Source organism: Micromonospora sp. NPDC003197, assembly GCF_053590565.1.
Genome location: NZ_JBSFTE010000003.1, coordinates 269,201 through 295,424, shown reverse-complemented (window position 1 = coordinate 295,424; position 26,224 = coordinate 269,201). Strand labels below are relative to the sequence as shown.

At 68.8% G+C, this 26,224-nt stretch carries 25 protein-coding genes; 10 read left to right on the top strand and 15 right to left on the bottom strand.

Annotation, left to right across the window (positions count from 1 at the left end; translation table 11 throughout):
* Position 1: 1 nt before the first annotated feature.
* Positions 2-1,177 carry a 23S rRNA (guanosine(2251)-2'-O)-methyltransferase RlmB gene (rlmB, locus tag ACWDV4_RS05390; protein ID WP_449975048.1) on the bottom strand — a complete coding sequence of 392 codons (1,176 nt, stop codon included), beginning with the start codon at positions 1,175-1,177 and terminating at the stop codon, positions 2-4.
* On the bottom strand, positions 1,177-2,619 hold the full coding sequence (gene cysS / locus ACWDV4_RS05385; protein ID WP_449975046.1) for a cysteine--tRNA ligase: 1,443 nt from the start codon (positions 2,617-2,619) through the stop codon (positions 1,177-1,179). The genes rlmB and cysS overlap by 1 nt, the downstream gene beginning before the upstream one ends.
* 61 nt (positions 2,620-2,680) lie before the next feature.
* On the opposite strand from cysS, the gene ACWDV4_RS05380 reads away from it, so the two are divergent.
* Positions 2,681-3,328 carry an IclR family transcriptional regulator gene (locus tag ACWDV4_RS05380; RefSeq protein WP_449975044.1) on the top strand — a complete coding sequence of 216 codons (648 nt, stop codon included), beginning with the start codon at positions 2,681-2,683 and terminating at the stop codon, positions 3,326-3,328.
* Positions 3,329-3,439: 111 nt separating this feature from the next.
* Here the strand turns inward: ACWDV4_RS05380 and ACWDV4_RS05375 are convergent, their stop codons facing one another.
* The 4 genes from ACWDV4_RS05375 to ACWDV4_RS05360 form a co-directional block, all read right to left on the bottom strand.
* Positions 3,440-5,152 carry a S8 family serine peptidase gene (locus tag ACWDV4_RS05375; protein WP_449975043.1) on the bottom strand — a complete coding sequence of 571 codons (1,713 nt, stop codon included), beginning with the start codon at positions 5,150-5,152 and terminating at the stop codon, positions 3,440-3,442.
* Between the two features lie 117 nt (positions 5,153-5,269).
* Positions 5,270-6,670, bottom strand: a complete 1,401-nt coding sequence (locus ACWDV4_RS05370) for a class II fumarate hydratase (protein WP_449975041.1) — start codon at positions 6,668-6,670, stop codon at positions 5,270-5,272.
* 116 nt (positions 6,671-6,786) lie between these two features.
* Positions 6,787-7,962, bottom strand: a complete 1,176-nt coding sequence (locus ACWDV4_RS05365; RefSeq protein ID WP_449975039.1) for a Fic family protein — start codon at positions 7,960-7,962, stop codon at positions 6,787-6,789.
* 184 nt (positions 7,963-8,146) lie between these two features.
* Positions 8,147-8,872, bottom strand: a complete 726-nt coding sequence (locus tag ACWDV4_RS05360) for an XRE family transcriptional regulator (protein ID WP_449975163.1) — start codon at positions 8,870-8,872, stop codon at positions 8,147-8,149.
* Between the two features lie 288 nt (positions 8,873-9,160).
* Between ACWDV4_RS05360 and ACWDV4_RS05355 the strand changes: the two genes are divergently transcribed.
* Positions 9,161-9,352: a hypothetical protein gene (locus ACWDV4_RS05355; protein ID WP_449975038.1), complete on the top strand. Its 192-nt coding sequence runs from the start codon at positions 9,161-9,163 to the stop codon at positions 9,350-9,352.
* Positions 9,353-9,449: 97 nt separating this feature from the next.
* Here the strand turns inward: ACWDV4_RS05355 and ACWDV4_RS05350 are convergent, their stop codons facing one another.
* The 3 genes from ACWDV4_RS05350 to ACWDV4_RS05340 all read right to left on the bottom strand — a co-directional run bounded on the left by ACWDV4_RS05350 (position 9,450) and on the right by ACWDV4_RS05340 (position 13,192).
* On the bottom strand, positions 9,450-11,120 hold the full coding sequence (locus ACWDV4_RS05350; protein ID WP_449975036.1) for a fumarate hydratase: 1,671 nt from the start codon (positions 11,118-11,120) through the stop codon (positions 9,450-9,452).
* 66 nt (positions 11,121-11,186) lie between these two features.
* Positions 11,187-12,614, bottom strand: a complete 1,428-nt coding sequence (locus tag ACWDV4_RS05345; RefSeq protein WP_449975034.1) for an outer membrane protein assembly factor BamB family protein — start codon at positions 12,612-12,614, stop codon at positions 11,187-11,189.
* 35 nt (positions 12,615-12,649) lie between these two features.
* Positions 12,650-13,192: an Lrp/AsnC family transcriptional regulator gene (locus ACWDV4_RS05340; protein ID WP_449975032.1), complete on the bottom strand. Its 543-nt coding sequence runs from the start codon at positions 13,190-13,192 to the stop codon at positions 12,650-12,652.
* A gap of 143 nt (positions 13,193-13,335) precedes the next feature.
* On the opposite strand from ACWDV4_RS05340, the gene hppD reads away from it, so the two are divergent.
* The 6 genes from hppD (at position 13,336) to ACWDV4_RS05310 (ending at position 18,641) form a co-directional block, all read left to right on the top strand.
* Positions 13,336-14,541: a 4-hydroxyphenylpyruvate dioxygenase gene (hppD, locus tag ACWDV4_RS05335; RefSeq protein ID WP_449975030.1), complete on the top strand. Its 1,206-nt coding sequence runs from the start codon at positions 13,336-13,338 to the stop codon at positions 14,539-14,541.
* 10 nt (positions 14,542-14,551) lie between these two features.
* A complete protein-coding gene (locus ACWDV4_RS05330) occupies positions 14,552-15,226 on the top strand; it encodes an RDD family protein (RefSeq protein ID WP_449975028.1) in 675 nt (224 codons plus the stop codon).
* A 37-nt stretch (positions 15,227-15,263) separates the two neighbouring features.
* Positions 15,264-16,292, top strand: coding sequence for an RDD family protein (locus ACWDV4_RS05325; protein ID WP_449975026.1), 1,029 nt, complete (start codon positions 15,264-15,266; stop codon positions 16,290-16,292).
* Positions 16,289-17,386, top strand: a complete 1,098-nt coding sequence (gene hisC, locus ACWDV4_RS05320) for a histidinol-phosphate transaminase (RefSeq protein ID WP_449975025.1) — start codon at positions 16,289-16,291, stop codon at positions 17,384-17,386. The genes ACWDV4_RS05325 and hisC overlap by 4 nt, the downstream gene beginning before the upstream one ends.
* Before the next feature lie 31 nt (positions 17,387-17,417).
* Entirely contained in the window at positions 17,418-17,576 is a 159-nt protein-coding gene (locus ACWDV4_RS05315) for a hypothetical protein (RefSeq protein ID WP_449975023.1), read from the top strand.
* Between the two features lie 294 nt (positions 17,577-17,870).
* A complete protein-coding gene (locus ACWDV4_RS05310; RefSeq protein WP_449975022.1) occupies positions 17,871-18,641 on the top strand; it encodes a hypothetical protein in 771 nt (256 codons plus the stop codon).
* Between the two features lie 61 nt (positions 18,642-18,702).
* Here ACWDV4_RS05310 and ACWDV4_RS05305 read toward each other — a convergent pair whose 3' ends face one another.
* Together ACWDV4_RS05305 and ACWDV4_RS05300 are read right to left on the bottom strand one after the other, a co-directional pair.
* Entirely contained in the window at positions 18,703-19,974 is a 1,272-nt protein-coding gene (locus ACWDV4_RS05305) for an outer membrane protein assembly factor BamB family protein (RefSeq protein ID WP_449975021.1), read from the bottom strand.
* A gap of 161 nt (positions 19,975-20,135) precedes the next feature.
* Positions 20,136-20,336, bottom strand: coding sequence for a DUF397 domain-containing protein (locus tag ACWDV4_RS05300; RefSeq protein ID WP_449975019.1), 201 nt, complete (start codon positions 20,334-20,336; stop codon positions 20,136-20,138).
* Positions 20,337-20,782: 446 nt separating this feature from the next.
* On the opposite strand from ACWDV4_RS05300, the gene ACWDV4_RS05295 reads away from it, so the two are divergent.
* Positions 20,783-21,232 carry a hypothetical protein gene (locus tag ACWDV4_RS05295; RefSeq protein ID WP_449975017.1) on the top strand — a complete coding sequence of 150 codons (450 nt, stop codon included), beginning with the start codon at positions 20,783-20,785 and terminating at the stop codon, positions 21,230-21,232.
* 44 nt (positions 21,233-21,276) lie between these two features.
* Here ACWDV4_RS05295 and fahA read toward each other — a convergent pair whose 3' ends face one another.
* Together fahA and ACWDV4_RS05285 are read right to left on the bottom strand one after the other, a co-directional pair.
* Entirely contained in the window at positions 21,277-22,500 is a 1,224-nt protein-coding gene (gene fahA, locus ACWDV4_RS05290; protein WP_449975016.1) for a fumarylacetoacetase, read from the bottom strand.
* Positions 22,497-23,354: a hypothetical protein gene (locus tag ACWDV4_RS05285; protein ID WP_449975015.1), complete on the bottom strand. Its 858-nt coding sequence runs from the start codon at positions 23,352-23,354 to the stop codon at positions 22,497-22,499. Before ACWDV4_RS05285 ends, fahA begins: the two co-directional genes overlap by 4 nt.
* Positions 23,355-23,449: 95 nt before the next feature.
* Here ACWDV4_RS05285 and ACWDV4_RS05280 point away from each other — a divergent pair, with 95 nt between their 5' ends.
* Positions 23,450-24,622 (top strand): homogentisate 1,2-dioxygenase domain-containing protein, encoded by a 1,173-nt coding sequence (locus ACWDV4_RS05280; protein ID WP_449975161.1) that lies wholly within the window; start codon positions 23,450-23,452, stop codon positions 24,620-24,622.
* A 65-nt stretch (positions 24,623-24,687) separates the two neighbouring features.
* Here ACWDV4_RS05280 and ACWDV4_RS05275 read toward each other — a convergent pair whose 3' ends face one another.
* Together ACWDV4_RS05275 and ispF are read right to left on the bottom strand one after the other, a co-directional pair.
* Complete coding sequence (locus tag ACWDV4_RS05275) at positions 24,688-25,719, bottom strand: tetratricopeptide repeat protein (protein ID WP_449975014.1); 1,032 nt, start codon at positions 25,717-25,719, stop codon at positions 24,688-24,690.
* 8 nt (positions 25,720-25,727) lie between these two features.
* Positions 25,728-26,213, bottom strand: a complete 486-nt coding sequence (ispF, locus tag ACWDV4_RS05270) for a 2-C-methyl-D-erythritol 2,4-cyclodiphosphate synthase (RefSeq protein WP_449975012.1) — start codon at positions 26,211-26,213, stop codon at positions 25,728-25,730.
* Between the last annotated feature and the right edge of the window lie 11 nt (positions 26,214-26,224).

Below are 26,224 nucleotides of genomic sequence, written 5' to 3'. Positions count from 1 at the left end.
GTCAGGCGGCGGTACGGCGGCGGGCCACCTCGGCCAGGGTCACGGCGGCGGCGACGCTGGCGTTGAGTGACTCCACCGTCGAGGCCATCGGAATGCCGACCCGCAGGTCACAGGTCTCCCCGACCAGGCGGGACAGGCCCCGGCCCTCCGAACCGACCACCACCACGAGCGGGCCGACCGCGACCTCCAGGTCGTAGAGGTCGGTCTCACCGTCGGCGTCCAGCCCGACCACCATGAAGCCGGCCTGCTGGCAGGCCTTGATCGCGCGGGTCAGGTTGGTCACCTGACTGACCGGCACCCGGGCGGCGGCACCGGCGCTGGTCCGCCATGCGGTGGCGGTGATGCCGGCGGCCCGCCGCTCCGGTACGAAGACCCCCTGGGCGCCGAAGGCCGCCGCCGAACGGATCACCGCGCCGAGGTTACGCGGGTCGGTGACCCCGTCCAGGGCGACGAGCAGCGGGGCGGGCTGTTCCAGAGCCGCCGCGATCAGGTCCTCGAACTGTTCGTACGCGAACGGCGGCACCTGCAGGCCCACGCCCTGGTGCAGCACGCCACCGGTCATCCGGTCCAACTCGGCCCGGCTGATCTCCAGGATCGCGATGCCCCGGTCCGCCGAGGTGCGGACCACCTCGTTGACCCGGTCGTCGATCTCGATGCCCTGGGCGACGTACAGCGCGGTTGCCGGCACGTTCGCGCGCAGCGCCTCCAGCACCGGGTTACGCCCGACGAGCAGCTCGGGGGCGTCCTTGGCCGGCATGGACTTGCGGCCGGGCGCGACCCGCGGACCGGTCCGGGTGGGCACCTTGCCGCCCGTACCTCGGCCGCCTGCGCCTCGGGCGGGTGCGGCACCCCGACCACCGGTACGGGCAGCGCCCGTACCCCGGCCGCCCTTGCCGGTGGCCGAGCCGGCCCCCCAGGTGGTGTCCTTCGCGCCCGGCGTACCGACCTTCGGTGCCCGGCCTTCCTCGGCGGCGGCGCGACGCTCCTTCTCCTGCTTCCAGGCGGTGCGCTGCGGCAGCTTCTCGGTGCCCGAGTAGCCCTTGTGCCACGGCCGCTCGTCGGCGGGCAGGGTCCTGCCCCGGCCGGTGAGGCTGCCTCGGTTCTTGCCACCGGAGCCGGCGGCGGCGCCCTTCTTCGGGGTGGCACGCCGGCCACGGCGCTGCGAATTGCCGGCCATCAGTCCTGCTCTCCGATTGTCCAACGGGGTCCCTGCGGGGTGTCCTCGACCACCACACCGGCCTGCTTGAGCTGGTCGCGCACCGCGTCGGCGGCGGCCCAGTCCTTGCGAGCCCGTGCCTGGGTGCGCTGCTCCAGCGCCAACGCGATCAACGCGTCGACCACGCCGCGCAGGCTGTCCTCCTGGCCGTCACCGGACCAGGATTCGTCGAGGGGGTCGACACCGAGGATATCCAGCATCCCCCGAACCGCCACCAGCGCGGTACGGGCAGCGGCGTCGTCGCCGTCGGCCAGCGCCAGGTTGCCGTCCCGTACGGTGTCGTGCAGCACAGCCAGCGCGGCCGAGGTGTTCAGGTCGTCGTCCATGGCCGCGCCGAACGCCGCCGGAAGATCACCGGTCGGCTGGCCACCCTCGGCGCCCAGAATCTCGCCAGGGCCGAGGTGTTCCGCCGCGCGGCGCACGAACCCCTCGATCCGCCGGTACGCGACCGCCGCCTCGCGCAGCGACTCGTCGGAGTAATCGATCCGGGACCGGTAGTGCGGCGCGACGAGGTAGTAGCGCAGCTCGACGGGGCGGATGCCGAGTGCGGCCACATGCACGAGGTCGAGGACGTTACCCAGGGACTTGCTCATCTTGGTCTCGCCGAGGTTGAGCAGCCCGTGGTGCACCCAGTAGCGGGCGAACGGCAGCCCGGCCGCCTTCGACTGGGCGATCTCGTTCTCGTGGTGCGGAAAGGTCAGGTCGACCCCGCCACCGTGGATGTCGAACTCGGCCCCGAGGTAACGCCAGCACATCGCCGAGCACTCAATGTGCCAGCCCGGTCGGCCGGGCCCCCATGGCGACGGCCAGGACGCGTCGGCCGGCTCCTCGGGCTTGATCCCCTTCCACAGCGCGAAGTCACGCGGGTCCCGTTTGCCCCGTTCGGGGGCATCCCCGGCGGCCTGCATCGCCTCGGGGCGCTGACCGGACAGGGCACCATATTCGGGGTAGGACAGGACGTCGAAGTAGACGTCGCCGGAGCCGTCCTCGGCCGGGTAGGCGTGCCCGTCGGCGATCAGCTTCTGGATCAGCTCCTGCATCTCCAGGATGTGCCCGGTCGCCCGTGGCTCGTACGTCGGCGGCAGCACGTTGAGGGTCCGGTAGGCGGCACCGAGGATCACCTCATTGGTGTAGGCGATCGACCAGAACGGTCGGCCCTGCTCCACCGACTTGGCCAGGATCTTGTCGTCGATGTCGGTGATGTTGCGAATGAACGTGACCTCGTAACCGGTGCGCAGGAACCAGCGACGCAGTACGTCATAGTTCACGCCGGAACGAAGGTGGCCAATATGTGGCGGAGACTGGACAGTGAGACCACACAGGTAGATCCCCACCTTGCCGGGTTCCTGCGGGACGAAGTCCCGCACCGATCTGGTGGCGGTGTCATACAGGCGTAGCGTCACCGTACAAGGGTAACGGTCACGCTTTCCGATGATTGCCCTGCACGGTCGTACGCTGCCTGCTGTGGAAACCGCGGACCGAGCCGGCGAAACCGCACAAACCCTCGACCGAGGGTTACGGCTGCTACACCTGGTCGCCGACGCACCGAACGGGCTCACCGTCACCGAGGCGGCAGCCCGGCTCGGCGTCGGTCGGGCCGTGGTCTACCGGCTCGTCGGCCCGCTCACCGGGCACGGCATGCTCCGCCGGGACGGTGCTGGCCGGCTACGGCTCGGAGTCGGAGTGCTGCACCTGGCCCGGCGGGCCCAGCCGCTGCTCGCCGAGGGGGCGCTACCGGCCCTGCGGCGGCTCGCCGAGCAGGCCGGGGCGACCGCGCACCTGACGGTGGTGGAGGGCGGCGAGGGCGTGGCGCTCGCGGTGGTCGAGCCGAGTTGGACCGCGTTCCACGTGGCGTACCGGACCGGATCGCGGCACCCCCTGGACCGGGGGGCCGCCGGTCAGGCCATCCTGGCCGGTCGAGCCGGCCAGTCCCGGCCGGTGGCGACCAGCGGCGAGCTACAACCCGGCGCGTACGGAGTGGCCGCGCCAGTGCTCGGCGTACCCGGCCTGGAGGCGAGTGTCGGAGTGGTGGCCCTCGCCCCGCTGGACATCGCCGCTGTCGGCGAGCAGGTCCGGTCAGCCGCCCAAGCAGTCAGCCGCGCCCTGTCCTGACCGTTTCCCTTCCGGGTTGATCAAGAGGTTTGCGTCACCGGAGCCCCCGTCGGTGACGCAAACCTCTTGATCAACTATTCAGCGCGGTGAAGCTAGCTCGGTGCGGTGGAGCTACGGCCGCTTCCAGGGCTGCAACGGGGTGGTCACCGCCGCGTACGCGTCGACGATGCCGTACCCGTAGAAGCCGTTGAAGTTCTCGTCGCCTTCGCAGTACGCGTCGTACGACTCGTCCCGGCCCTCGTTGCGGTACTGCTGCAGGCGCGGCGTCGGGCAGGCGTGCTCGGCGGCCGTGCGGTACAGGTGGTTCTCCACCTTGTTCGGGTCCAGGGTCAGACCGCCCCGCCGAACGTCACGCTTGCCGAACTTGCTGACGATCAGCGCCGCGACACCCGAGGCGTGCGGTGCGGCCATCGAGGTGCCCTGGAGGTAGGTGTAGTAGCCACACTCACCACTGGCGGTGCAGTCCTTGAACACCGACTCCTCGAAGCCCGGCACGATGTTGCCGTCCGCGTCGACCGAACCCTCCTCCTGGAGGACCTTCTTCGGGTAGGTCGAGAGGATCATGTTGGCGTCGGTACGGAAGCTCGGCGTCCCGTACCCGTCACGGAACCAGCCACCCGGCGCGGCGACCGAGATCTGCTCGGTGCCGTAGTTGGAGAAGTCCGCCTTCTTGCCGGACGGGCCGATGGAGGAGACCCCGATCACGTGCGGGCCCTCGATCGGCAGGTCCCAGCAGCTGCTGTTGTCGATCTGCCGGAGCCGCGGCGTGCCACCGTAGTTCGGGCTGGAGGTGTCATCGTGCGGCGCGCCCAGGTCCTCGTTGGCGTTGCCGAGCGCGCCGATCAGGGTCACACCCCGGTTGTGCGCGTAGTCGAGCGCCCGGTGCATCGCCCGGATGGTTGCCTGCTGCGCTGCCTGCTCCTCCGGCGAGTCCGCCGGGTTGTTCAGGCAGTTGTACGCCCACGGGTCGACGTAGAACGACATGTTGACCACGTCGAGCCCGACGTCGGCGGCGTGCACCAGGGCGTTGACCACCGGGTCGAGGAAGAAGTAGCCAGAGTCCTGGCCACCCTTGAGGCCAACCAGCGTCACGTTCGGCGCGACACCGGAGAGACCGACGCCGTTGGCGGCGGCACCGACGCTACCCGCGACGTGCGTGCCGTGCCCGCCGTCGTCCGTACCGACCGGGTCGAGGCAGCTGGCCACCTCGCACGGACCGTCGATCTCCTCGATGTCCGGTGCGAAGTTACGCGACAGCGACCAGCTGAAGTTGGGGGCGATGTCCGGGTTGCTGGCGTCGACTCCGGTGTCCAGGATGCCGACGGTGACGCCCTTCTTGCCGGGCTCCTTCTTACGGGCCTCGTCGGCCCGCATCATCTCCAGACCCCACAGCTTCTCGTCGAGCGGGTCCATCTTGGTGCCGGGCTTCTTGCCCTTGGTGGACTTGGCGCCCTTGGCCGCAGCCGCTGCCGCAGCCTGCAGGTTCTCCTGCTCGACCCGGTCCATCTTCTTCTTCGGGGCCCAGCCGATGGGGTTCTTCTCAGCGGCACCGACCAGCGCGTCGGCCGCGGTGACCCGGCTCGCGAAGTCGCTGCGGTCACTGGTGACCTGGTACATGCCCACACCGTCGGTACGGGACACCACCGTGCCGCCGGCAGCCTGAATGGCGGCGATGGCCGCGTCGGCGGAGACGCCATCCTCGGCCACCACGGTGTACTCGGTGATGGTGGCCGGCGCGGCGGTAACCGGGCCGGCGGGCGCGGTAACCAGGAAGGCGAGAGTCGTCGCGGCCGCGACGGCTCCAGCGGTGAATCTTCTGCTCACCACAGAGGATCCTCTCGTTGGGGGTTAGTGGGAGCATCACACCTGATCAGGCCGCAGCGCGCTAGAGGGCTGTCCGGATTGTTGACCTTTCCACTCAGGGACAGGCTCGGGAGCGGGTCAGGGGTGGGTCATTCGGAGTACGTCCAGCGCCTCATCCAGTTGCCGTTCGGTAAGACGTCCGGAGTCGACATGTCCCCGGGCGAGCACCACCGACCGAATGGTCGCCTCATTCGCCAACGCCTCCTTGGCGATCGAGGCTGCCTCGTCGTACCCGAGGTGACGGTTGAGCGGGGTCACGATGGAGGGCGAGCCCTCCGCGTACGCCAGGCAGACCTCGACGTTGGCGACCAGATCGACCACGCAGCGGTCGGCGAGCAACCGGCTCGACGAGGCCAGCAGGCGGATGGATTCGAGCAGGTTGCGGGCCATCACCGGAAGCATCACGTTCAGCTCGAAGTCGCCCTGTGAACCGGCGAACGCGATCGTCGCATCGTTGCCGATCACCTGCGCGCAGACCTGGCGTACGGCTTCACAGACCACCGGGTTCACCTTGCCGGGCATGATCGACGACCCGGGCTGGAGGTCGGGGATCTGCAACTCGCGCAGGCCGGTACGCGGACCGGACCCCATCCACCGGATGTCGTTGGCGATCTTGTAGAGGCCGACCGCGATGGTACGAAGCTGACCGGAGGCCTCCACCAGGGCATCCCTGGCACCCTGTGCCTCGAAGTGGTTACGTGCCTCGGTCACCGGCAGCCCGGTCTCCTCGCGGAGCTTGGCGACCACCCGGGCGGCGAAGCCGAGCGGCGTGTTGATCCCGGTGCCGACGGCGGTGCCGCCCAACGGCAGCTCGGCCAGCCGGGGCAGGCAGGACTCCAGCCGTTCGATGCCGTAGCGCACCTGGGTGGCGTACCCGCCGAACTCCTGGCCGAGGGTGACCGGGGTGGCGTCCATCAGGTGCGTCCGCCCGGCCTTCACGATCACGGCGAACTCGTCGGCCTTGGTCGCCAACGCATCGCCGAGATGATTCAGCGCGGGCAACAGATCGTGTACGACCGCCTGGGTGGCCGCCAGGTGGATCGAGGACGGGAAGACGTCGTTGCTGGACTGTGAGGCGTTCACGTCGTCGTTGGGGTGCACCTCGCGGCCCAGTTCCCGGGCGGCCAGGGTGGCGATGACCTCGTTGGCGTTCATGTTCGACGAGGTGCCTGACCCGGTCTGGAACACGTCGATCGGAAAGTGGTCGTCGTAGGTGCCGTCGGCCACGTGCGCGGCGGCGGTGGCGATCGCCCCGGCCACGTCGGTGTCGATCACGCCAAGTTCGGCGTTGACCAGGGCGGCAGCCCCCTTGATCTGGGCCAGCGCCCGGATGTGCGCCGGTTCCAGGCCACGCCCGGAGATCGGGAAGTTCTGCACGGCACGTTGGGTCTGGGCCCGCCACAGTGCCTCGGCGGGCACCTCGACCTCGCCCATCGTGTCGCGTTCGATCCGGTAGCCGGTTGCCTCAGGAGTCGTCACGCGTTCCATCCTGCCGCGCCCGGCCCGGACCCGCAGGAAGGTGACAACACTTGGGTAGTGCAGCCACGGCAGGTTTGCTCAGCCTGTTTGGTGTACCACTGCCGCCAGTTCAAGGCTCAAGGGGCGTTGATGATGCTCAAGACCCTTCGTGCCGCAAAGACGCGCCCGTACTTTCGGCCTGTGCGTTCCTCCAGAATCCCCAGCTGAACAAGGCGCCTGATCGCTGTGTTCACAGCCTGGTACGAGACCCCGTATCTTTCGGCGGTAGGTGTCGCCGTGATCAATGGGTACCCGAGCAGGTCCTCGACGATCCGCACGGCCACACCGCGAACGTCAGCATCAAGCAGCTGAGTCAGCGCCTCATCTCGCCAGTCGTGCAGCGCATCGATCTTCTCGACCCCGCGAACCGCCTGCGCGCGTACGGCCTCGGAGAAGAACCGGATCCAGGGTTCGAAGTCGCCGGTGGCGCTGACGGAGAACAGGTGGTCCTGGTACTGACGCCGTCTGCTTTCGAGCCAGGGAGAGAGGTTCAGCACTGGCACACGCAGTTCACCCAGGTGAGCCAGCTGTAGGACACACACAAGGCGACCGAGCCGGCCATTACCGTCGTTGAAGGGATGCAGGGTCTCGAACTGGTAGTGGCCCAGAGCCATCTTGATCACCAATGGGATCGTGTCTTCGGCCATAAGCCACGACGCCCAACCGTCGATGCCGGCGCGTAGCTGATCCCCCGGAGGCGACGGCACGAAGCGTGCCTCGTTCACCCGGCCACCGTCGGCGCCGATGAATACCTGGGTTGTCCGGATCCGCCCGGCGTCTTGTGAATCGCCACGGGTCCCTCGCACAAGGATCTTCTGCAGCTGCTCAACCATGCCAACCGTGACAGGCTTGTCCTTGATCCACTCGAACGCGAGCTCTGCAGCCTCGACGTAGTTGTGGACCTCCGCGACCGAAGCGGTGAGCTGGTTGCGATTGAGGAAGTCTGCCTCAAGGACGTCATCAAGTGCCGCATAGGTACCTTCGAGCGCCGACGTACTGACGGCCTCCTGTCGAATTGCTGGACGCGCGAGGAGTCCGGGGTTGGGTAGCCGGAAGGCGGCTTGGTCAAGGCGAGCCACAGCAACGGCTGCCTGAGTGACTGCCAGGTAGGTCTCTTGTGCTAGGTCGAGCTTGGTCGGCAGTGGATCAGGGATGAAGGCTGAGCACTCGTAGCTCTCTTGGAACCGAGGGTCCCACCCGTCGATCCGGACAAGTGACCCCACAGGTGACGATCGGAACATAGCGTCATCCACGATTTAAAGTAAATCACAAAAAACTTGAAAACTAACCCTGGCTTTTCAAGTGCAGCCCCATGTGCAAGTCAAGATTCCAGGTTTTCTGCCCACGACGTTAACTTCTCCACGTACGCGTCCATCCGGCCGGCGGCGGTCGGCCCGAACGAGTCGCGAACGGCTCAACCGTCAACAGGGCGGGGGCTCAATCCGACTCGGGCCGCCGGTCGTACTTGGCCAGCGTCGCCTTGTTCGTGCTCGCGTCCTGGAAGATCAACTCCCACGGACCGGTGTTCACGTCCATCTCCTTGCCGAAGCCCACCCACTTGCCGGCCAACCGGCGCCTGGTCGGCTCGGCCAAAAGCTGGATCGCGCCGTGATAACGCGCCCCCCGGTAATAGCCCTCCGTCGCGGTTTGCTCCACCCACGTGCCAGTAATGACGTTTCCGTCCACGGTCAGATCCATGGTCAGCGGCGAGTCCGACGATCGCGGCAGGGAGCGTACGGTGATCCGGTCGCCGTGCTGAAGCATGACCGCATAGTGCAGGCCGGTGAACATGTCGTCTCGCCCCGAACTGAAGTACTGGTACCGGGACAGCCACACACCTGAGTAGTTGCCGGCCGGGGCGGTACGAGGGGCCGGCCCACCGTTCGACACTGGTCTGGCCGACTCGGTGGACTCCACGTCGTGGCCGCCCTGCCCATCGTCTGAGACGTGAACCTGGGGGACGGCCACGCTGAAGCCCAGCGCGCTGATCGGTAAGCCGGTGGCAGCCTCCAGGGCGCGCGCGTACGCCGGCCGAGGCGTCGTGATGACCCCGGCCTCCCAGCGCTGGACCAGACGCTTGGATGCGTCGTTGGGCACGCCGGCCCGGTCGCCAGCCTCTCGAAGCGCTCGCGCGAAGTCGTCTTGGCTCATCAGCAGGCCCATTCGCACGGCCCGCAGCGTTGCGTTTGGCGTGATCTCCACTTGGTGAGCCTATCGCCAATGACGTCGAAATGTCGCTGTGGATGTCGCCGAAATGTCGTCTCGATTGTCGTCGCACTGGGCGATATTTCGGCGACATCGTGTACCCAGCGCTCGGTTTGGTCATGCCCCAAACACCCAGGCCGGAGCTACGACCCATCCCCTGTGGTGGTTGCCGACAGACCACAACGCGCGGACTGCCCAAGGGGAACGAATCTCAGGCAGGCAGTGCCCGAGCGGAAGGCGAATCTCATGACGATCCTGGTGGTCGGCCCGCGCGATTTACCGAGCAAAGGGACGGTCGAGGTGTTGATGGACGCGGGTAGCGGCTCGACGTGGCAGCGAGTCACGGTCCCCGTACAGGCTCTTACCCTCTCCGCTCTCGACCGGGGGAACGGCGTGACGGCGCTGTACGGGTACGAGTCGGACTACTGCTGGAGGTGACCCGAACACACCGGTCCGACACCAGCGTCGGCAACCTCCGAACATGGTGGAGCCCCCGGCACGATGACCGAGGGCTCCGGCAAGTACGCAGGTACGCTCAGCGGCGGCCGACGGTCAGGACCGGCTTGGTGACCTCGGCGAAGAAGTCGTTGCCCTTGTCGTCGACCACGATGAAGGCGGGAAAGTCCTCGACCTCAATTTTCCAGACCGCCTCCATGCCCAGCTCCGGGTATTCCAGGACCTCGACGTGTTTGATGCAGTCCTGGGCCAGCCGGGCGGCCGGGCCGCCGATGGAGCCGAGGTAGAAGCCGCCGTGCTGCTGGCAGGAGCGAGTCACCTGCGCCGAGCGGTTGCCCTTGGCGAGCATCACCTGCGAGCCGCCGGCCGCCTGGAACTTCTCCACGTACGCGTCCATCCGGCCGGCGGTGGTCGGCCCGAACGAGCCGGAGGCGTAGCCCTCGGGGGTCTTGGCCGGACCGGCGTAGTAGACCGCGTGGTCACGCAGGTACTGCGGCATCGGCTCGCCGGCGTCCAACCGTTCGGCGATCTTGGCGTGGGCGATGTCCCGGGCCACCACCAGCGGGCCGGTCAGCGACAGTCGGGTCTTCACCGGGTACTTCGACAGCTCGGCCCGGATCTCGTCCATCGGCCGGTTGAGGTCGACGCGTACCACCTCGGCGGAATGGTCCAGTTGGGCGTCGGTGACGTCCGGCAGGAAGCGGGCCGGGTCGGTTTCGAGGCGCTCCAGCCACACCCCGGACGGGGTGATCTTCGCAACCGCCTGCCGATCGGCCGAGCAGGAGACGGCGATCGCCACCGGGCAGGAGGCACCGTGCCGGGGCAACCGGACCACCCGTACGTCGTGGCAGAAGTATCGTCCGCCGAACTGCGCGCCGATGCCGAACTGGCGGGTCAGCTCCAGGACCTGTGCCTCCAGCTCCAGGTCCCGGAAGCCGTGTGCCTGCATCGAACCGGAGGTGGGCAGGTTGTCGAGGTACTTCGCGCTGGCGTACTTGGCGGTCTTGAGCGCGAACTCGGCCGAGGTGCCACCGATGACGATCGCCAGGTGGTACGGCGGGCAGGCCGAGGTGCCGATCAGCCGCAGCTTCTCCTCCAGGAACTGCATCATCCGCGTGGGGTTCAGCAGTGCCTTGGTCTCCTGGTAGAGGTACGACTTGTTGGCCGAACCGCCGCCCTTGGCCATGAAGAGGAACTTGTACGCATCGGGGTGCCCGTCCGGGTCCTCGGCGTAGAGCTCCACCTGCGCGGGCAGGTTGCTGCCGGTGTTGCGCTCCTCCCACATGGTGATCGGGGCGAGCTGCGAGTAGCGCAGGTTGAGCCGGGTGTACGCCTGGTAGACGCCTCGGCTGATCGCTTCCGCGTCCATGCCGTCGGTGAGTACGTGCCGGCCGCGCTTGCCCATCACGATCGCGGTGCCGGTGTCCTGGCACATCGGCAGTACGCCACCGGCCGCGATGTTGGCGTTGCGGAGCAGGTCGAGCGCCACGAACCGGTCATTCGGCGACGCGGCCGGATCGTCGATGATGGCCCGGAGTTGGGCCAGGTGCGCCGGACGCAGGTAGTGCGCGATGTCGTGCATCGCCTCGGCGGTCAGCGCGGTCAGCGCGGCGGGTTCCACGGTGAGGAACCGCCGGCCACCCGGACCATGTACTACGTCGACACCCTCGTCGGTGACCAGGCGATATTCGGTCTGGTCGCCACCCGTTGGCAGCAGAGGGGCGTAGGAGAAGTCGGCGGCACTACTCATAACCGCAAAGCCTAGGGCAGGGTGCTGGCGGAGTCGTACCCGCCGGTCACTCCTGGGACGGTGCTCTCAGCCGTCCTTGCCGCCGCCGTCCTTACCACCGCCATCGGTGCCGCTTCCGTCCGGCGGTGCACCGTCATCGGGCACTTCGGGGGCGGAATCGGTGCCGCCGGGTGGGGCCAGCGGAGCGCCGAACCGTACGTAGCTGATGTCCCGACCCTCGCCGATGACCAGACCGGCCGGACCCACCGCGAGCACCTCCGCCGACGAACGGAGGTTCAGCAGCTCGTGGCCGGTACGGGGATCCAGGACGACGATGCGGTTCGGTTTCCGGTCCACGATCACCGCCACCTCGCGGGCGAGCGCCGCCCCGCCGTCGGGGTTGATGGGTCGGGTCCATTGGGACCGCCCGCTGGGCAGCGTACGTCCGGTGACCGCCGCCTTGTCCGCGCTTCGGGCCAGCGCGTACCGGTCGTCGACGGCGAGCAGTTTCTCGCCCTCCGCCCCCACCCAGAGGTAGCGTCCGTTGTACCCGTCGACGACCGCCTCCCGGGTGTCCGGACCGACGCCGACGATGACGCTCCGGCCGCCCTGCGGATCCTCCCGCTGTACGCAGCCGGACCCGTTGGCGGTACGCAGGTTGATCCCGGCCCGTCGCCAGACCTCCTGACCGGTGATCGGGTCCTGTGCGGTGACGGTGAAATAGCAGGTGCCGTCTGCGGATCGGGCTTGGATGCGCAGTACCCGGCCGCCGACCGCCACGAGCCGGGCGTCGCTGTCGACCTTGAGGTCCTGCACCAGCCGCCCGGTGGCGGTCTCGACGACGTGCACCCGGCCGTCGACGGGAAAGGCCACCAGCCCCGGCATCAGCTCCGGACCACCGGCCTCCGGGTGCACGCCGTCGGTGGTGAGTCGTCGGGTGCCCAGCAGCTCCGGGTTGTCGGCAAAGAATCCGGCGCTGACTCCGGGCAGGAAGGCCGTCCAGAGCGGCTTCTCCCCCCGGGGGTCCCAGGCGGTCAGGGTGCATTCCCGGGCCTCTGGGCACCGGGCGTCGAGCAGGGCGTTGCGGTACGTCCAGACGGCGATCGCCCGGTTGTCCTTGCGGCGTACCGCACCGGTCTCCGGGTCGATCAGCTCGTAACCTTTGACCAGCAGCTTTCCGACGGCGATGACCGGGTCTCGCTCGCCACCGGCCACCGCGACCCAGTCCGCCTTGCGGTCCCACAGGCGTACGCCGGTGGCGAGGCTGCGCGCCTCCACCGACGTACGGTGTTCGACCACGACGGTGTTGCCGGCGATCGTGACGCTCTTCGGGGTGCCGTCCACCCGCTGCTGCCAGACGCCATCCGGCTCGGAGAGCGGCTCGCTACGGTTGACCCACTGCCAGACGTCCGGAAACGGGTTCCAGACGCCGGTCGCGGCCAGGGCGACAAGCGCCACCAACGCGAGGGCGAGAAAGCCCTTCACGCGCCGGCTTTTGGCGCTCCCCTTCGCCACCCGGTCACCGTAACGACGGCTCAGGTCTGTAAGCGCTAAGGCTGGCCGCCCGTGTCGTCACTATTGCGAACTTTGTCGCCATTTGCCGATTCGGCCGCCAGCGTGGATCGGGCCAACGGCAACACCCGGTACGGGATCTGCTCCGCCAGCGCGATGATGGTCGAGGCCCGGCCGATGCCCTCGTACGACAGGATCTGGTCGATCACCCGCTGCAGGTCGGTGTTGGAGCGGGCCACGATCCGGCAGAGCAGGTCACTCGACCCGGTGATGGTGTGCGCCTCCAGCACCTCGGGGATCTCCGACAGGTGGGCAGCGACCGCCTCGTGCCCATGCCGCTGACTGATCTCCAACGTGACGAACGACGTCACCCCGAAGCCGATCGCGGCTGGCGAGATCTCCGGCCCGAAACCGTCGATGACCCCTCGGGCCAGCAGCTTGTCCAGCCGCGCCTGGACCGTCCCCCGGGCCACCCGCAGTCGCCGGGAACACTCCAGCACCCCGATCCGGGGTTCCGCCGAGAGCAGCTCGATCAGGTCGACGTCAAGCTGATCCAGCTGGACATCCTGCACATGATTCACAGGCACCTACCGTACTGAATGTACAAACTGACCATTGGTTTACCTGACAGTTGCACAGTTCACACCCGTCCCGCGATCCTCCCCACAAGACGGCATACCGGACGCCGAGACATTTGGCGGGCGGTGGATGGAGGGAGTGGCCGATGACCAGCGCGCTTGACCGACCCCACAGCACCGACGAGGTGGACGTCGACCGACTGATCGGCGCGGTCGACCACGACATCACCCGCGACCCCTTCCCGGTGAAGGGCCTCGACCATGTCGTCTTCATGGTCGGCAACGCCAAGCAGGCCGCCCACTACTACTCCACCGCGTTCGGGATGACCTGTGTCGCCTACCGCGGTCCCGAGCAGGGCTATCGCGACTACGCCGAGTACGTCCTCACCAGCGGCTCGGCCCGGTTCGTCTTCACCGGCGCGGTCCGGCCGGACGCACCCGGTGCCGCACACGTGACCAAGCACAGCGACGGGGTCGTCGACATCGCGCTGGAGGTGCCGGACGTCGACGCCGCGTACGCGCACGCCCTCGCCCAGGGGGCCACCGGGCGGACGGAACCCACCGAACTCACCGACGAGCACGGCACGGTCCGGTTCGCCGCCATCGACACGTACGGCGACACCCGGCACACGCTGATCGACCGGTCCCGCTACACCGGCCCGTTCCTGCCCGGCTTCGTCGCCCGTGGGCCGATCGTCGACCGGCAGCCGGCCATCGCCGCCGGCCTCCAGCCGAAGCGCTTCTTCCAGGCTGTCGACCACATCGTCGGCAACGTCGAGCTGGGCAAGATGGACGACTGGGTGGAGTTCTACAAGCGGGTCATGGGCTTCACCAACATGGCCGAGTTCATCGGCGACGACATCGCCACCGACTACTCGGCGCTGATGAGCAAGGTGGTGGCCAACGGCACCCGCAAGGTGAAGTTCCCGCTCAACGAGCCGGCGGTCGCCCGGAAGAAGTCGCAGATCGACGAGTACCTGGAGTTCTACCAGGGGCCGGGGGCGCAGCACATCGCTCTGGCCACCAACGACATCCTGGCCACCGTGGACGTGATGCGGGCCGCCGGAGTCGAGTTCCTGGACACCCCGGACTCCTACTACGACGACCCCGAGCTGCGGGAACGCATCGGCCAGGTCCGAGTGCCGATCGAGGAACTGAAGGACCGCAAGATCCTGGTCGACCGGGACGAGGACGGCTACCTGCTCCAGATCTTCACCAAGCCGGTGCAGGACCGACCCACGGTCTTCTTCGAGCTGATCGAGCGGCATGGCTCGCTCGGCTTCGGCAAGGGCAACTTCAAGGCGCTCTTCGAAGCCATCGAGCGGGAACAGGAACGTCGCGGCAACCTGTAACACTGTCGGCGTGACGCAGCCCCCCTCGTACCCCGCCGTTCCGCCCGCCGGGGCGTACCCCGGTCCGAGCGCTCCGCCGCCCCCGCCGGGTCACCCCCCGGCGGGGTACGGCAGCCAGCCGGGCTTCGGAGCCCCCGGTTTCGGGCAGCCGATGCCGCCTCCGCCGCCGGTCAGCCCGGCCGGTCAGCCGTTGGCCAGCTTCGGCGACCGCCTGTTGGCGCTCCTGATCGACTCCGCCATCCTCGGCGGGGTCGCGATGGTGGCAGCAATCCCCGTGATGATCATCTATATCATGGCGATCATTCCAGACTCCTCCGAGGTCACGGCCGACGGCACCCTCATCGCACCGGACTTCTTCGGCGACTTCCTACTGCCGATGCTGTTGATGTATGCGGCCGTCTTCGCAATCAGCCTGACAGCTGCCTACATCTACTACGTCGAGATGATGTTCCGTACCGGGCAGACCACCGGCAAGAAGCTCATTAAGATCAAGATCGTCCCGCTGGACCCGGCCCTGACGCTGACCCGGGGCGCAGCCGTACGCCGGCTCCTGGTGCAGCAGGGTTCGGGGCTGGTGCCCGGGTTGAACTACATCGACGGGCTCTGGCAACTGTGGGACAAGCCCTACCAGCAGTGCCTCCACGACAAGTTCGCCCGTACGGTGGTCGTTAAGGTTCCAGGGTGAACAAGGGCTCCAAGGTAAGCGAACTAAGGTCGGCGTCATGACGGTTCAGCCAGGTTGGTACGCCGATCCCGCCGAACCCACTACCCAGCGTTACTGGGACGGCGAGGGTTGGATCGGCTCGCCACTGCCCGTCGATGCGACGCCACCACCCGGCCCGCCACCAGCCGAGCCTGAACCCGAACCGGCGCCGCAGTCACCGGCCGCCGGCCCGGTAGGCACAGCACCTGGTTCACCCGTCGGCCCGGTATCACCGGGGACGTCCGGAGCCGGATACCCACCGCCCGGAATGCCCGGCTCGCCATACCCACCGACCGGGATGCCAGGCTCGCCATACCCACCGCCGGGGTCGCCCGCCGGGCCGGTGCCGCCGCCCGCCAACGGCGTGCCGGGTCCTTATCCACCCCACGCTGTGCCACCCGGCTGGCCCCATCCACCGCACTACTTCCAGGTCCCACCGCCCCGCCCACACGGCCACGCGCTGGCGTCGCTGGGGGCCCGGCTGGTCGCCCGACTGATCGACATCGGCATCGTGTTCCTGCTGAACGTCGTGGTCAACGGCTGGTTCGTCTGGCGTTACGTGCAGGAGGTGACCCCGCTCTACCGCGAGGTCTTCCAGCGGTCACTGGCCAACAACCCGTCGACCGAGGGACTGCCACAACTGAGCGAGCAGGCCAGCAACCTCCCGCTCGTCATCCTGCTCATCGCCACCGCGCTCTGGTTCGCCTACGAGGTGCCGTCAGTGGCCAACGGCGGACAGACGGTCGGCAAGCGACTGATGCAGATCAGGGTGGTCTCGCTGGCCGAGGATCCGCAACTCGGCTTCGGCCGCTCAATGAGTCGATGGGGCATGTCGCTGGGCCTGCCGACCCTGCTCTGGTACTGCTGTGGCATCGGCTTCGTGATGCAACTGATCGACTGCGCCTTCGCCCTCTTCGACCGGCCCCTGCACCAGGCCATACACGACAAGCGGGCCGGGACGGTGGTCGTACAGGCCCCCAAGCAGCCGGCCGGCCCGGCCGAGGAGCGTTCCGACGACCGCACCGACACCCCTGGAGGTTCTGCATGACCGGCGACGAACCCCGTCACCCCCGGTTGACCCGGGCCGACCTCGCGGCGTTGCCCAACTACGTGCCGGGTCGTAGCCCTGCCGACCTGGCTCGGGAGTTGGGCCTCACCGAGGCGATCAAGCTGGCCAGCAACGAGGTGCCCTACGGTCCGCTGCCCGGGGTCGTGGAGGCGGTCGCAGAAGCCGCCGCCGGATCACACCGCTACCCGGACATGGGCGTGCTGGCCCTGCGGGAGGCGCTCGCCGCGCGGTACGACGTCTCCGTCGACCGGGTCGCCACCGGCTGCGGCTCGGTGGCGCTCTGCGAGCACCTGGTCCGGGCCACCTGCCTGCCCGGCGACGAGATCGTCTACTCCTGGCGGTCCTTCGAGGCGTACCCGATCATCGCGGCGACCAGCGGCGTGACCAGCATCCGGGTGCCGAACACCGCTGCGCACGGCCACGACCTGCCGGCGATGGCCGACGCGATCACCGACCGCACGCGGCTGGTCCTGGTGTGCAACCCCAACAACCCGACCGGTACGAGTCTGCGGCGCGCCGAGTTGGACCGGTTCCTCGACGCGGTGCCCGAGGACGTGCTGGTGGTGCTCGACGAGGCGTACCGGGAGTTCGTCACCGACCCGGAGGTGCCGGACGGGCTGACGGTCTACGGTGACCGCCCCAACGTCGTGGTGCTGCGCACGCTGTCCAAGGCGTGGGGGCTGGCCGGGCTGCGGATCGGCTTCCTGGTCGGCCAGCCCGAGGTGGCCGGCACGGTACGCAAGGTGGTGACCCCGTTCTCCGCCAGCCTCGCCGCCCAGGCCGGTGCGCTGGCCGCCCTCGCCCAGGAGGACGAGGTACGCCGTCGGTGCGGGTTGGTGGTCGCCGAGCGCGTCCGACTCACCGAGGCGCTGCGTAAGCTCGTGCCGGACGTGCCGGAGAGTCAGGCCAACTTCGTCTGGCTGCCGCTGGGCGAGCAAGCGGCAGAGTTCGCCACGGCGTGCGAGGCGCGGGGCGTCATCGTCCGCCCCTTCGCCGGCGACGGAGTACGGGTCACGGTGGGCACCCCGGCCGAGAACGACGCTTTCCTGGCCGTCGCCGAATCGGCTCTCTGACGGGTTAGGAAGGGCCCCTTCTTATCGCTTTTTGCATAGGAAGGGGCCCTTCCTAACACCTCAACGCACCGCCTTCCGCAAGACCTCCGGCAGCGGCAACAACCGGGTGAGCTGGAACCGGACCCTGGTGGTGGCCGTACTGACCGGCATCACCGCCGGCCTCTACCTCGGAAAGCAGCCCCTTAACTAGCAAAATAACCCAGAGTCGGACTTGTCGGACTTACAGTTAATTCCATGCGTAAGGCATGCTTATTATCTGGCGTACCGGCCACCGCCGTAGGCAGCCTCTACAGCGGGGCGGTGACCCATTCGATGGCGTAAGAGGCGACTTGCGGTCGTCCTGGCCGCCCTGGCGCTCGCCGGCACCGCTCTGATCCCCGTTAACCCGGCCGGGGCGACCGCGACCGGTATGACAGCTGCCGGGCTGGCCGGGGCGACCGCACCTGCACCGCCCCACCAGCCTGATCCCGCCCATCAGTACATCGTGGATCAGGTAAAGCCAGGCGAGACCATCGATCGTCGGGTCGAGGTAACCAACTCCTCGACGGCGGATCGGGACATCGAGCTCTATCCGGCCGCCGCGTCCGTGGCACCCGCCGGCTTCACCTTCGCACCGGACCGCACGCGCAACGAGCTCACCGACTGGATCCGGCTGGAACACGACACGCTCGCTCTCGAAGCCGGCCGGCACGCCAGGACATGGGTCGCCATCGACGTGCCGAAGCTAGCCCCCTCCGCCAACGTCCGTAACGTCGGTCGGGTCGGCATCCGGATCTGCCTCTCGATCGGGCCGGGTGGCGAGCCGGCCTCGGACTTCGAGATCGACCAGTTCACCGGGGAACGAACGCCCGACGGTACGCCGGTGGTGACCGCCCGGGTCCGCAACACCGGAGCCCGCGCGCTCGACCTGGGCGGCACCCTGTCCCTGTCGGACGGACCGGACCGACTCTCCGCCGGGTCGGTCGACGTCAAGCTCGACACCCTTGGCATCGGGGCCACGACGACCCTGCGGGTGCCCCTCGACCCCCGGATTCCGGATGGTCGGTGGACGGCTCGACTCTCCCTGGTCAGCGGGCAGACCGAACACACCGCCACCGGCACCGTGACCTTCGGCGACCCGACCGTGCGCCAGGCGGCTTTCCGACCGTTCTCGCTGCTCGCGGGCACCGCCACGGTCGCCGTCCTGGCAGTCGCGTTGTTCGGCGGTTACACCTATCAACGTCATCGTTCCAGGGTCGCCAAGCATCGACGGTGACCGCCGGATTCCGTTCCGGGCCGCCGGGATTACCCTCCGGGCCGCCGCGACGACGAATGTCTCAGGTCCCGGCGAAGAGGACCGTTTCGATGTTCATGTAGTAGCGGTCGTCGTCCGCGTCCGGATCAACCGGCCGGGCCAGGCGTTCGACCGCCAGGAACCCGGCTGCGGCATACCCGTAGCCGGGCTCCCAGTCGATGGACTGCTTCCCCTCGGTCAACGGAAACCGGGACAGTTCCCGACCGGTCGCCGAATCCAGGTTGACCAGCTCCCCGGCTTCGTTGCGCAGGTGTATCCGACCGGGCTGGGCGGCAAGAATGCGGGAGGTACCGGGATCGTCCCGGCGCCACACCTGGACGTCGTCCCGGGCTGACCGGGCCACCACCCCACCCGGCCCGACCGTTACCGCCAGCGTCCCGACCAGTACGGCTCCCGAGGCGTCCAGCGCCGGGGCGGCGGCCGGCCCGGTCGCCCCGATCTGATCGGCAACGAGCCAGCCCCGACCGTCGGCCTCGCCGGTGCCGGTCCGCATCCCAGCGCAGGACGACTGGCCGATCACACAGCCGAGCGGTGTGATGGTCAGCTCGGATCCGGCGTCTGCCGGCCGCCAGCGGGCAGCCGGGGTACCGGTCGACACGTCACGGAACTCGACAACCTGGGGAACGGCACAGGTATCCACACTCACGAACTGGCCGCCGGTGGTGGTCATGCCACCCGCCGAACAGGACGAATCATGATCGGTCCGCCACAGTTCCAGACCGGTCGCCAGGTCGAGCCCGCGCAGTTCCGCTCGGCCGATGACGGTCAGGACGATCTGGCCGTCCCGAGTGGTCGCAGCACGCAGGCCGGGCGGGGCGTACACAGTGGCTGCTCCGGTGCGCCGCCCGGCGTACTCCAGATCGGTCTGTGGCCCTTCGGCCCGCCAGGCGATTCGGCCGGTACGGGCATCCAGCGCGACCAGCTCACCGTCCGACCACTGACTGACCACGGTGGTACCGGCCGCCACGATCCCGGTAAGTTGGGCCGGCCAGCGCCGGAAGGACCAGTACGGCGTACGACGGGTCCGCGCGTCCACCGGCTGGTCGGCGATGACCTGTCGAGGGGCGGCGTGGATCCGGAGCCGATCGTCGACGATCAACGGTGCGGTGGCGAGGGTGCCAAGCACTCCCGGCTGGGCGGTCATCGGGGAGGGGTAGCCGAGCCGAGCCGGGGTGAGCTCCTCCGCCGGGGCAAGTACGCGGTATGCGATCGCGCCAGCGGCCACGACGGCCAGTACCACCGCCACCACGGCCATCTTCGTCGTCCAGCGTCGCGCCCCACTCGGGGTCTTCATACCCGCACCTCCGCCGGCACCCTATCGAGCAGAGCCTGCGAGCGACCTGGCAGGTCAGCCGAACGGCCGATGCGACTTGCTACCGAAGAAACCGCCGGCGGTGGCCCAGCCCCTCATCGGGAGTCGCGGCCACCACCGGCGGACATGTCACCACGTCGTGGTCAGTGCCCGAACGTGCCTGCCTTGGTCGCGTCGACGAAGGCGGCCCAGCCTGCCGGGGCAAATGTCAGCACCGGCCCTTCCTGGTCCTTGGAGTCCCGGAGTCCGACGACGCCGGCCAGGTTGTCGGCGACCTCGATGCACAGACCCTGGTCGTTGGAGCGGCTGCTCTTGCGCCAGCGGGCACGGGAAAGGTCAATCACTAGATACCCCTTACAAATAAAACTTATACCCTGTGTCGGGTATGTAATTTTCGTTGGTATCTGTACCAGTTCACCCGGTGGACACCGGTCTGATCAACGCCTTAACACCCGATCGGGTAATGGCTCCCAACGGCGGCAATCGCACAGCGGGTGCGAGAGCCCCTCCGCCAGCTCTCCCATGACGGACGGTGATGGCAGCCCGGACGACGGAACGAGCGCAGCGATCACCCGACGCGGGTTGGCCCGTTCGACAGGGTTCGTTCACCCGATGGTCGACGTCGGCTATTCGTACCTATCTCTGTCGCATCTTTCTGTAAGCGTTGTGTCGCTTACCGCGAAGAGACAGACTCAGATCCAACCGGGCGGGAATCCTCCCTGGGGAGGCCCGGCCCCGCCCCAGTGCACCTCACGGAAAGGCCATTCGGAACGGGAAGGCGGCACGTCGGATGCGACATCACGGGGGCAGCAGCGGCCCAGCCCAGCTGCAAGACGTCAAGGTCCGAGCAAACTCCTGGTGGGACAACCCTGGTCGGCCCACCCCATACCTACTGTGGGGTCTGATCTGGTGCCGGTGCGGCACCACGATGGTGCCGCTGGATCGGTGCACCGATACCACCACCACCGAACGCTTCTACCGCTGTGACGCGGGCTGTGGACGACCACCGGTGCCCGCCAGCACCCTGGAGGGCAAGGTGTTCCGCGCCGTACTCGACGAGACCCGTCGACGGTCGCCCCGGCGTACCCTGCCCTGGCTACGCCATCTGCGGGCCGCCTGGGTGGATCTCTCTCCGGACCGACGACGCGACCTCATCCGTCGGCGGATCGGTCGGGTGGTCGCCGGGGTCGAGCAGGAGCCCCAACTGCACTGGCTGGCCTATGCACCCAGTGGACGGTGAAGAAGTCTGGGGTGGCGTCAGGTTGTGGCCTCAGGTGGGCAGGGTCAGGCGGTGGCGACCGGCGGAACCGGCCGCGCCGGCACGATGGTGCCGGTGACCTCACCTAGGGCGACGGTGGTGCCATCCGGCCCGGGAGCGGTCGCGGAGATGGTGACGGTGTCCCCGTCCGCCAGGAACGACCGGCCCGGGTCGTTCCCCACCGGCACCGGCTCGGTGCCACCCCAGCTCAGCTCCAGGAACGAGCCGACCTGGCGGCGCTCCGGCCCGGAGACCGTGCCCGAGGCATAGAGATCACCGGTACGCAGCGACGCCCCGTTGACCGTCAGGTGGGCGAGCTGCTGGGCCGGCGTCCAGTACATGCCGGCGAATGGCGGCTCGCTGACCCGCTCACCGTTCCAGTCCACGGCCAGCCGCAGGTCCAGCCCGAGATGCGGTACGTCACGTAGGTAGTCCAGCACCGCCGGGTCCTGGTCCGGTGCCGGCACCCAGGCGTCCGCCAGCGCCGCCAACGGTGTCACCCAGGGCGAGACCGAGGTGGCGAAGGACTTGCCGAGGAACGGGCCGAGCGGCTGGTATTCCCACGCTTGGATGTCCCGGGCAGACCAGTCGTTGACCAGCACCACCCCGAAGACGTACTTGGCGAAGTCCTCGACCGGCACCCGACCGCCCAGCGCCGACGGTACGCCCACCACGAAGCCGACCTCGGCCTCGATGTCCAGCCGCTGGGACGGGCCGAAGACCGGGCCGTCCGACGTCGGGCGCTGCCCGCACGGCCGGGCCACCGGGGTGCCGGAGACGACGACCGTACCGGCCCGGCCGTGGTAGCCGATCGGCAGGTGCTTCCAGTTCGGCAGCAACGGCGGCTGCCCCGGGCGGAGGATCTGCCCCACGTTGGACGCGTGGTGCTCGGAGGAGTAGAAGTCGACGTAGTCGGCGACCTCGAACGGCAGGAGCAGTTCGACCTCGGCCAGCGGCACCAGCAGCGGCTCGACGGCGGCCCGGTGCGCCTCATCGACCAGCAACTCGACGATCCGGGCCCGGACCGCGCTCCACTGGGCGGGACCGAGGGCCATGAAGTCGTTGAGCACCGGGCGACGTAGGGCACCGCCGGCCAGGATCAACTCGGCCGCCTCGGCGCCGTCGAGGTCGAGGACGAAGTCCGCCACCCGTACGCCGATGCGTGGTGCCCGGTCACCGTGGCGAAACACCCCGTACGGCAGGTTGTGCACTCCGTACGACGAGCCCGCCGCGCCGTCGACCCAGGTCATAGCTCGAATCCCCCGTTCACCATGTTCATCCGGATCAGGTCGGTCAGTGGTTCCACGATGCTGCACGAGCCGAAGCCGATCCACAGCGGACGGTCCCGGTCCCGGCGGATCCGGGCCGGTTCGACCAGGCGCAGCGGGTCGGTGGTGGCGAGCAGGTCGGCGATGTCGGACACCTCGGCACCGTCGGCTGCCACTGCCGCTGCGACGAGTACGTTGACGAAGCCGTGGTGGGTGAACCCGGTCTCCGGGTCGGTATGCCGGATAGCGTGGTGCAACCCGGCGGTGAGCTTGAAGGGCAGGTCCCGGTCCCGGCAGGCGCAGATCACCGCGGCCAGCTCGACCGGGGTCGGGAACAGTTCCGCCGCCAGTCCGCCGGTACGGAACTTCGCCGCGATCCGGGTGCCGGCGGCGCGGGCCTGGGCGACCACGTCCAGTGCCCGCAACAGTCCCCAGGTCAGCGGAATCTCGGCGTACACGTCCACGCCGAGACGAGCCGGCAGGGCGGTCAGCTCGGCAAGGCCCGGCTCCGGGTCCTCACCGCGCTTGGCCACCGCCGCCTCGACCTGACGCAGCGTGATCCGGGGGTCGAGTCCATCCCGAAGATCGGCCAGCCGGCTCAGTGGCGTGACATCACCGATCACGCCAACCTCGATCTGCTCATCGGGACCGAGCAGCTCGGTCAGCTCCGGCAGCGCCGAGGCGGGGACGAGCAGCGGCCCGACCAGGTCGGCGTACCAGGCCGCCCGGTGCTCGCGATGGGCGGCTAGCGCCTCGGGCAGCGATGCGTTTCCCGGCGGGAAGACGGCGGCGTCGTCGACGAGACCGGCGAGAAGCCTGGGCACCTGCGTTGACACGAACACAGAATCTACGGGACGCTACGACTAACGGACAACCGCGTCCGATTATCGGACGCCATCGGCCGGTGACCGGGACAAATCGGGAGATGGTCATGCCGTACTACCGCAGCGTCGGCGAGGTGCCACGCAAACGCCACACCCAGTTCCGTCAGCCCGACGGCAGCCTCTACGCCGAAGAGTTGATGGGCCAGGAGGGCTTCTCCTCGGACTCCTCACTGCTCTACCACCGCCACCTGCCGACCGCGATCGTGGCCGCCGAGGAGTTCACCCCGCCGACCTGGTCCCGGGTGCCGAACCTGCCGCTGAAGCCCCGCCACCTACGCACCCACAAGCTCGACGGCGGCACCGCCGACCCGGTCCTCGGCCGGCAGTACCTGCTGGCCAACGACGACGTCCGGATCGCGTACGTCGTCGCCGACCAGCCGTCGGTGCTCTACCGCAACGCCATCGGCGACGAATGCCTCTACCTGGAGGCCGGCACCGCGCGGATCGAGTCGACCTTCGGAGTGCTCGACGCCGTCGCCGGCGACTACGTGATCATTCCGACCTCGGTGGTGCACCGGATCGTGCCGACCGGCGACGCCCCGGTCCGACTGCTGGCCATCGAGGCCAACGGGCACGTCGGGCCGCCCAAGCGCTACCTCTCCGTACGCGGCCAGTTCCTGGAGCACTCCCCCTACTGCGAGCGGGACGTACGCGGACCGGCCGAGCCGCTGCTCGTCGACGACACCGACGTCGAGGTGTACGTCCGGCACCGCCAGGGCTGGACCCGACACGTCTACGCCAACCACCCGTTCGACGTGGTCGGCTGGGACGGGCACCTCTACCCGTGGGCCTTCTCCATCCACGACTTCGAGCCGATCACCGGCCGGGTGCACCAGCCACCACCGGCCCACCAGACCTTCCAGGGTCCGAACTTCGTGATCTGTTCGTTCGTACCCCGCAAGGTCGACTACCACCCGTTGGCCATCCCGGTGCCGTACAACCACCACAACGTCGACTCCGACGAGATGCTCTTCTACACCGGCGGCAACTACGAGGCGCGACGCGGCTCCGGCATCGGGCAGGGCTCCATCTCGCTGCACCCGTCCGGCTTCACCCACGGTCCGCAGCCCGGCGCGGTGGAACGCTCGATCGGGGCCGAGTTCTTCGACGAGTTGGCGGTCATGGTCGACACCTTCCGCCCGCTCGACCTGTGCGAGCCGGCGTTGGCCTGCGAGGACACCGGCTACGCCTGGACCTGGTCCCGCCCCGGCACCCCCTGACCCGACACCGTCACCCGGATTGAGTGGCGATCCACGTCGGGCCACCGCTCAATCCCGCACCACGGTCAGTGGAACGAGCGGCGGAACACCACGACCTCGGCGACCACCGTGGCACAGATCGCCAGCACCAGCGGCCACGGCGTACCGACCAGGGCGTAGAGCAGAATCAGGCAGGGCGCGGCGGGTACGGCGTACCCGGCGATGCCCAGGGCCCGGTCCTGCTTGAGCAGGGCGGGCAGGATCCGCCCGAACAGGCCGGGCACCCGAGCGGCGAGCAGCCACATCACCCCGGCCCCACCGAGCGCCAAAACCACCGCCATGATCCGGGACAGCGCCTCGTTGCTGGCTGCCAAGGCCGCCACCAGAACCACCGCGACGATCGAGTAGCCCGCCCCGTACAACACCAGGTTGCGCAGCCCCTCGCCGATCGAACGGGGCGCCGAGCCGGGCCGGGTCGGCGCGGGCACGATCGTCTCGGTGACCTGGGCCAGGGCCACGCTGTAGCGGCGCTCCTCCAGCCGGACCACCCCGACCTCCTGGTCTGCCTCGACCAGCGCCGGATCGAGCCGCAGCGCCTCGCGATAGCCCCGCTCAGCCAGGTCGTACAGCCCCAACCGGGCCGCCACCAAGCCGAGGACCAGATGCGCCGACGCCTCGGCGGGGGCCAACTCGACCGCCCGCCAGGCCGCGTTGAGGGCCGGCTGCCCGTTACGCGACTCGGCCAGGATCGCCGCCGCGCTGCGCTGTGCGTACGCGTCGGCCGGCCCAAGGGCGAGGAGTTGGTCAGCGGTCTGGGCCGCCTCGGGGAACCGCCGCAGGTCGGCCAGGGCGAGCCCACGGACCACCAACGGGGGCACCGCCTCCGGTGCCGCAGCCACCGCCAACTCGACCACCGCCAGTGCCTCGGTGGGACGCTCTGCCGCCAGGTGTACGCGGGCAAGCATGGTCAGCGCGTACGAGTCGCCGGGTTTGAGGGCGATCGCGTAGCCGAGTTCGGTGGCGGCCTCGTCGTAGCGACCGAGGCCGGCAAGGAGCATCGCCCGTTGCACATAGCCGTCAGAGTGGTCGTCTGGTCCGAGACCGGGTTCGCTGGACACAGCCGGGCCTAGGTGGTCGAGACCGGGTAGATCAGGGCGGTGGCGATGCCGGCCAACCCTTCGGCCCGGCCGGTCAGCCCCAGTCCGTCGGTGGTGGTGCCGGAGACCGTGACCGGAGCACCTATCGCGTCGCTGAGGGCCTGCTGCGCCTCGGCACGACGGGGACCGATCTTGGGGCGTACCCCGATGACCTGGATCGAGACGTTGCCGATCTCGAATCCGGCAGCTCGCACCCGGCGGGCCGTCTCGCCCAACAGGGCCACCCCAGCGGCCCCGGCCCACTCCGGTTCGGCCACCCCGAAGTTGCTGCCGAGATCCCCGAGCCCAGCAGCCGACAGCAACGCGTCACAGGCCGCGTGCGCGGCCACGTCCCCGTCGGAGTGCCCGGCCAGGCCATCCACGCCCGGCCAGTGCAGACCCGCCACCCAGCAGGCCCGCCCGGCCTCGAATGCGTGTACGTCGGTGCCGATGCCGACCCGGGGAACGATCATCAACGAAGCGTACC

Bases quoted from the DNA above. Each gene is read 5' to 3' on its own strand.
- ACWDV4_RS05280 (WP_449975161.1), top strand. From the start codon at position 23,450: ATGCCGTACTACCGCAGCGTCGGCGAGGTGCCACGCAAACGCCACACC.
- fahA (WP_449975016.1), bottom strand. From the start codon at position 22,500: ATGACCTGGGTCGACGGCGCGGCGGGCTCGTCGTACGGAGTGCACAAC.
- ACWDV4_RS05355 (WP_449975038.1), top strand. From the start codon at position 9,161: ATGACGATCCTGGTGGTCGGCCCGCGCGATTTACCGAGCAAAGGGACG.
- ACWDV4_RS05350 (WP_449975036.1), bottom strand. From the start codon at position 11,120: ATGAGTAGTGCCGCCGACTTCTCCTACGCCCCTCTGCTGCCAACGGGT.
- rlmB (WP_449975048.1), bottom strand. From the start codon at position 1,177: ATGGCCGGCAATTCGCAGCGCCGTGGCCGGCGTGCCACCCCGAAGAAG.
- ACWDV4_RS05360 (WP_449975163.1), bottom strand. From the start codon at position 8,872: ATGGGCCTGCTGATGAGCCAAGACGACTTCGCGCGAGCGCTTCGAGAG.
- hppD (WP_449975030.1), top strand. From the start codon at position 13,336: ATGACCAGCGCGCTTGACCGACCCCACAGCACCGACGAGGTGGACGTC.
- ACWDV4_RS05295 (WP_449975017.1), top strand. From the start codon at position 20,783: ATGCGACATCACGGGGGCAGCAGCGGCCCAGCCCAGCTGCAAGACGTC.
- hisC (WP_449975025.1), top strand. From the start codon at position 16,289: ATGACCGGCGACGAACCCCGTCACCCCCGGTTGACCCGGGCCGACCTC.
- ACWDV4_RS05305 (WP_449975021.1), bottom strand. From the start codon at position 19,974: ATGAAGACCCCGAGTGGGGCGCGACGCTGGACGACGAAGATGGCCGTG.
- ACWDV4_RS05325 (WP_449975026.1), top strand. From the start codon at position 15,264: ATGACGGTTCAGCCAGGTTGGTACGCCGATCCCGCCGAACCCACTACC.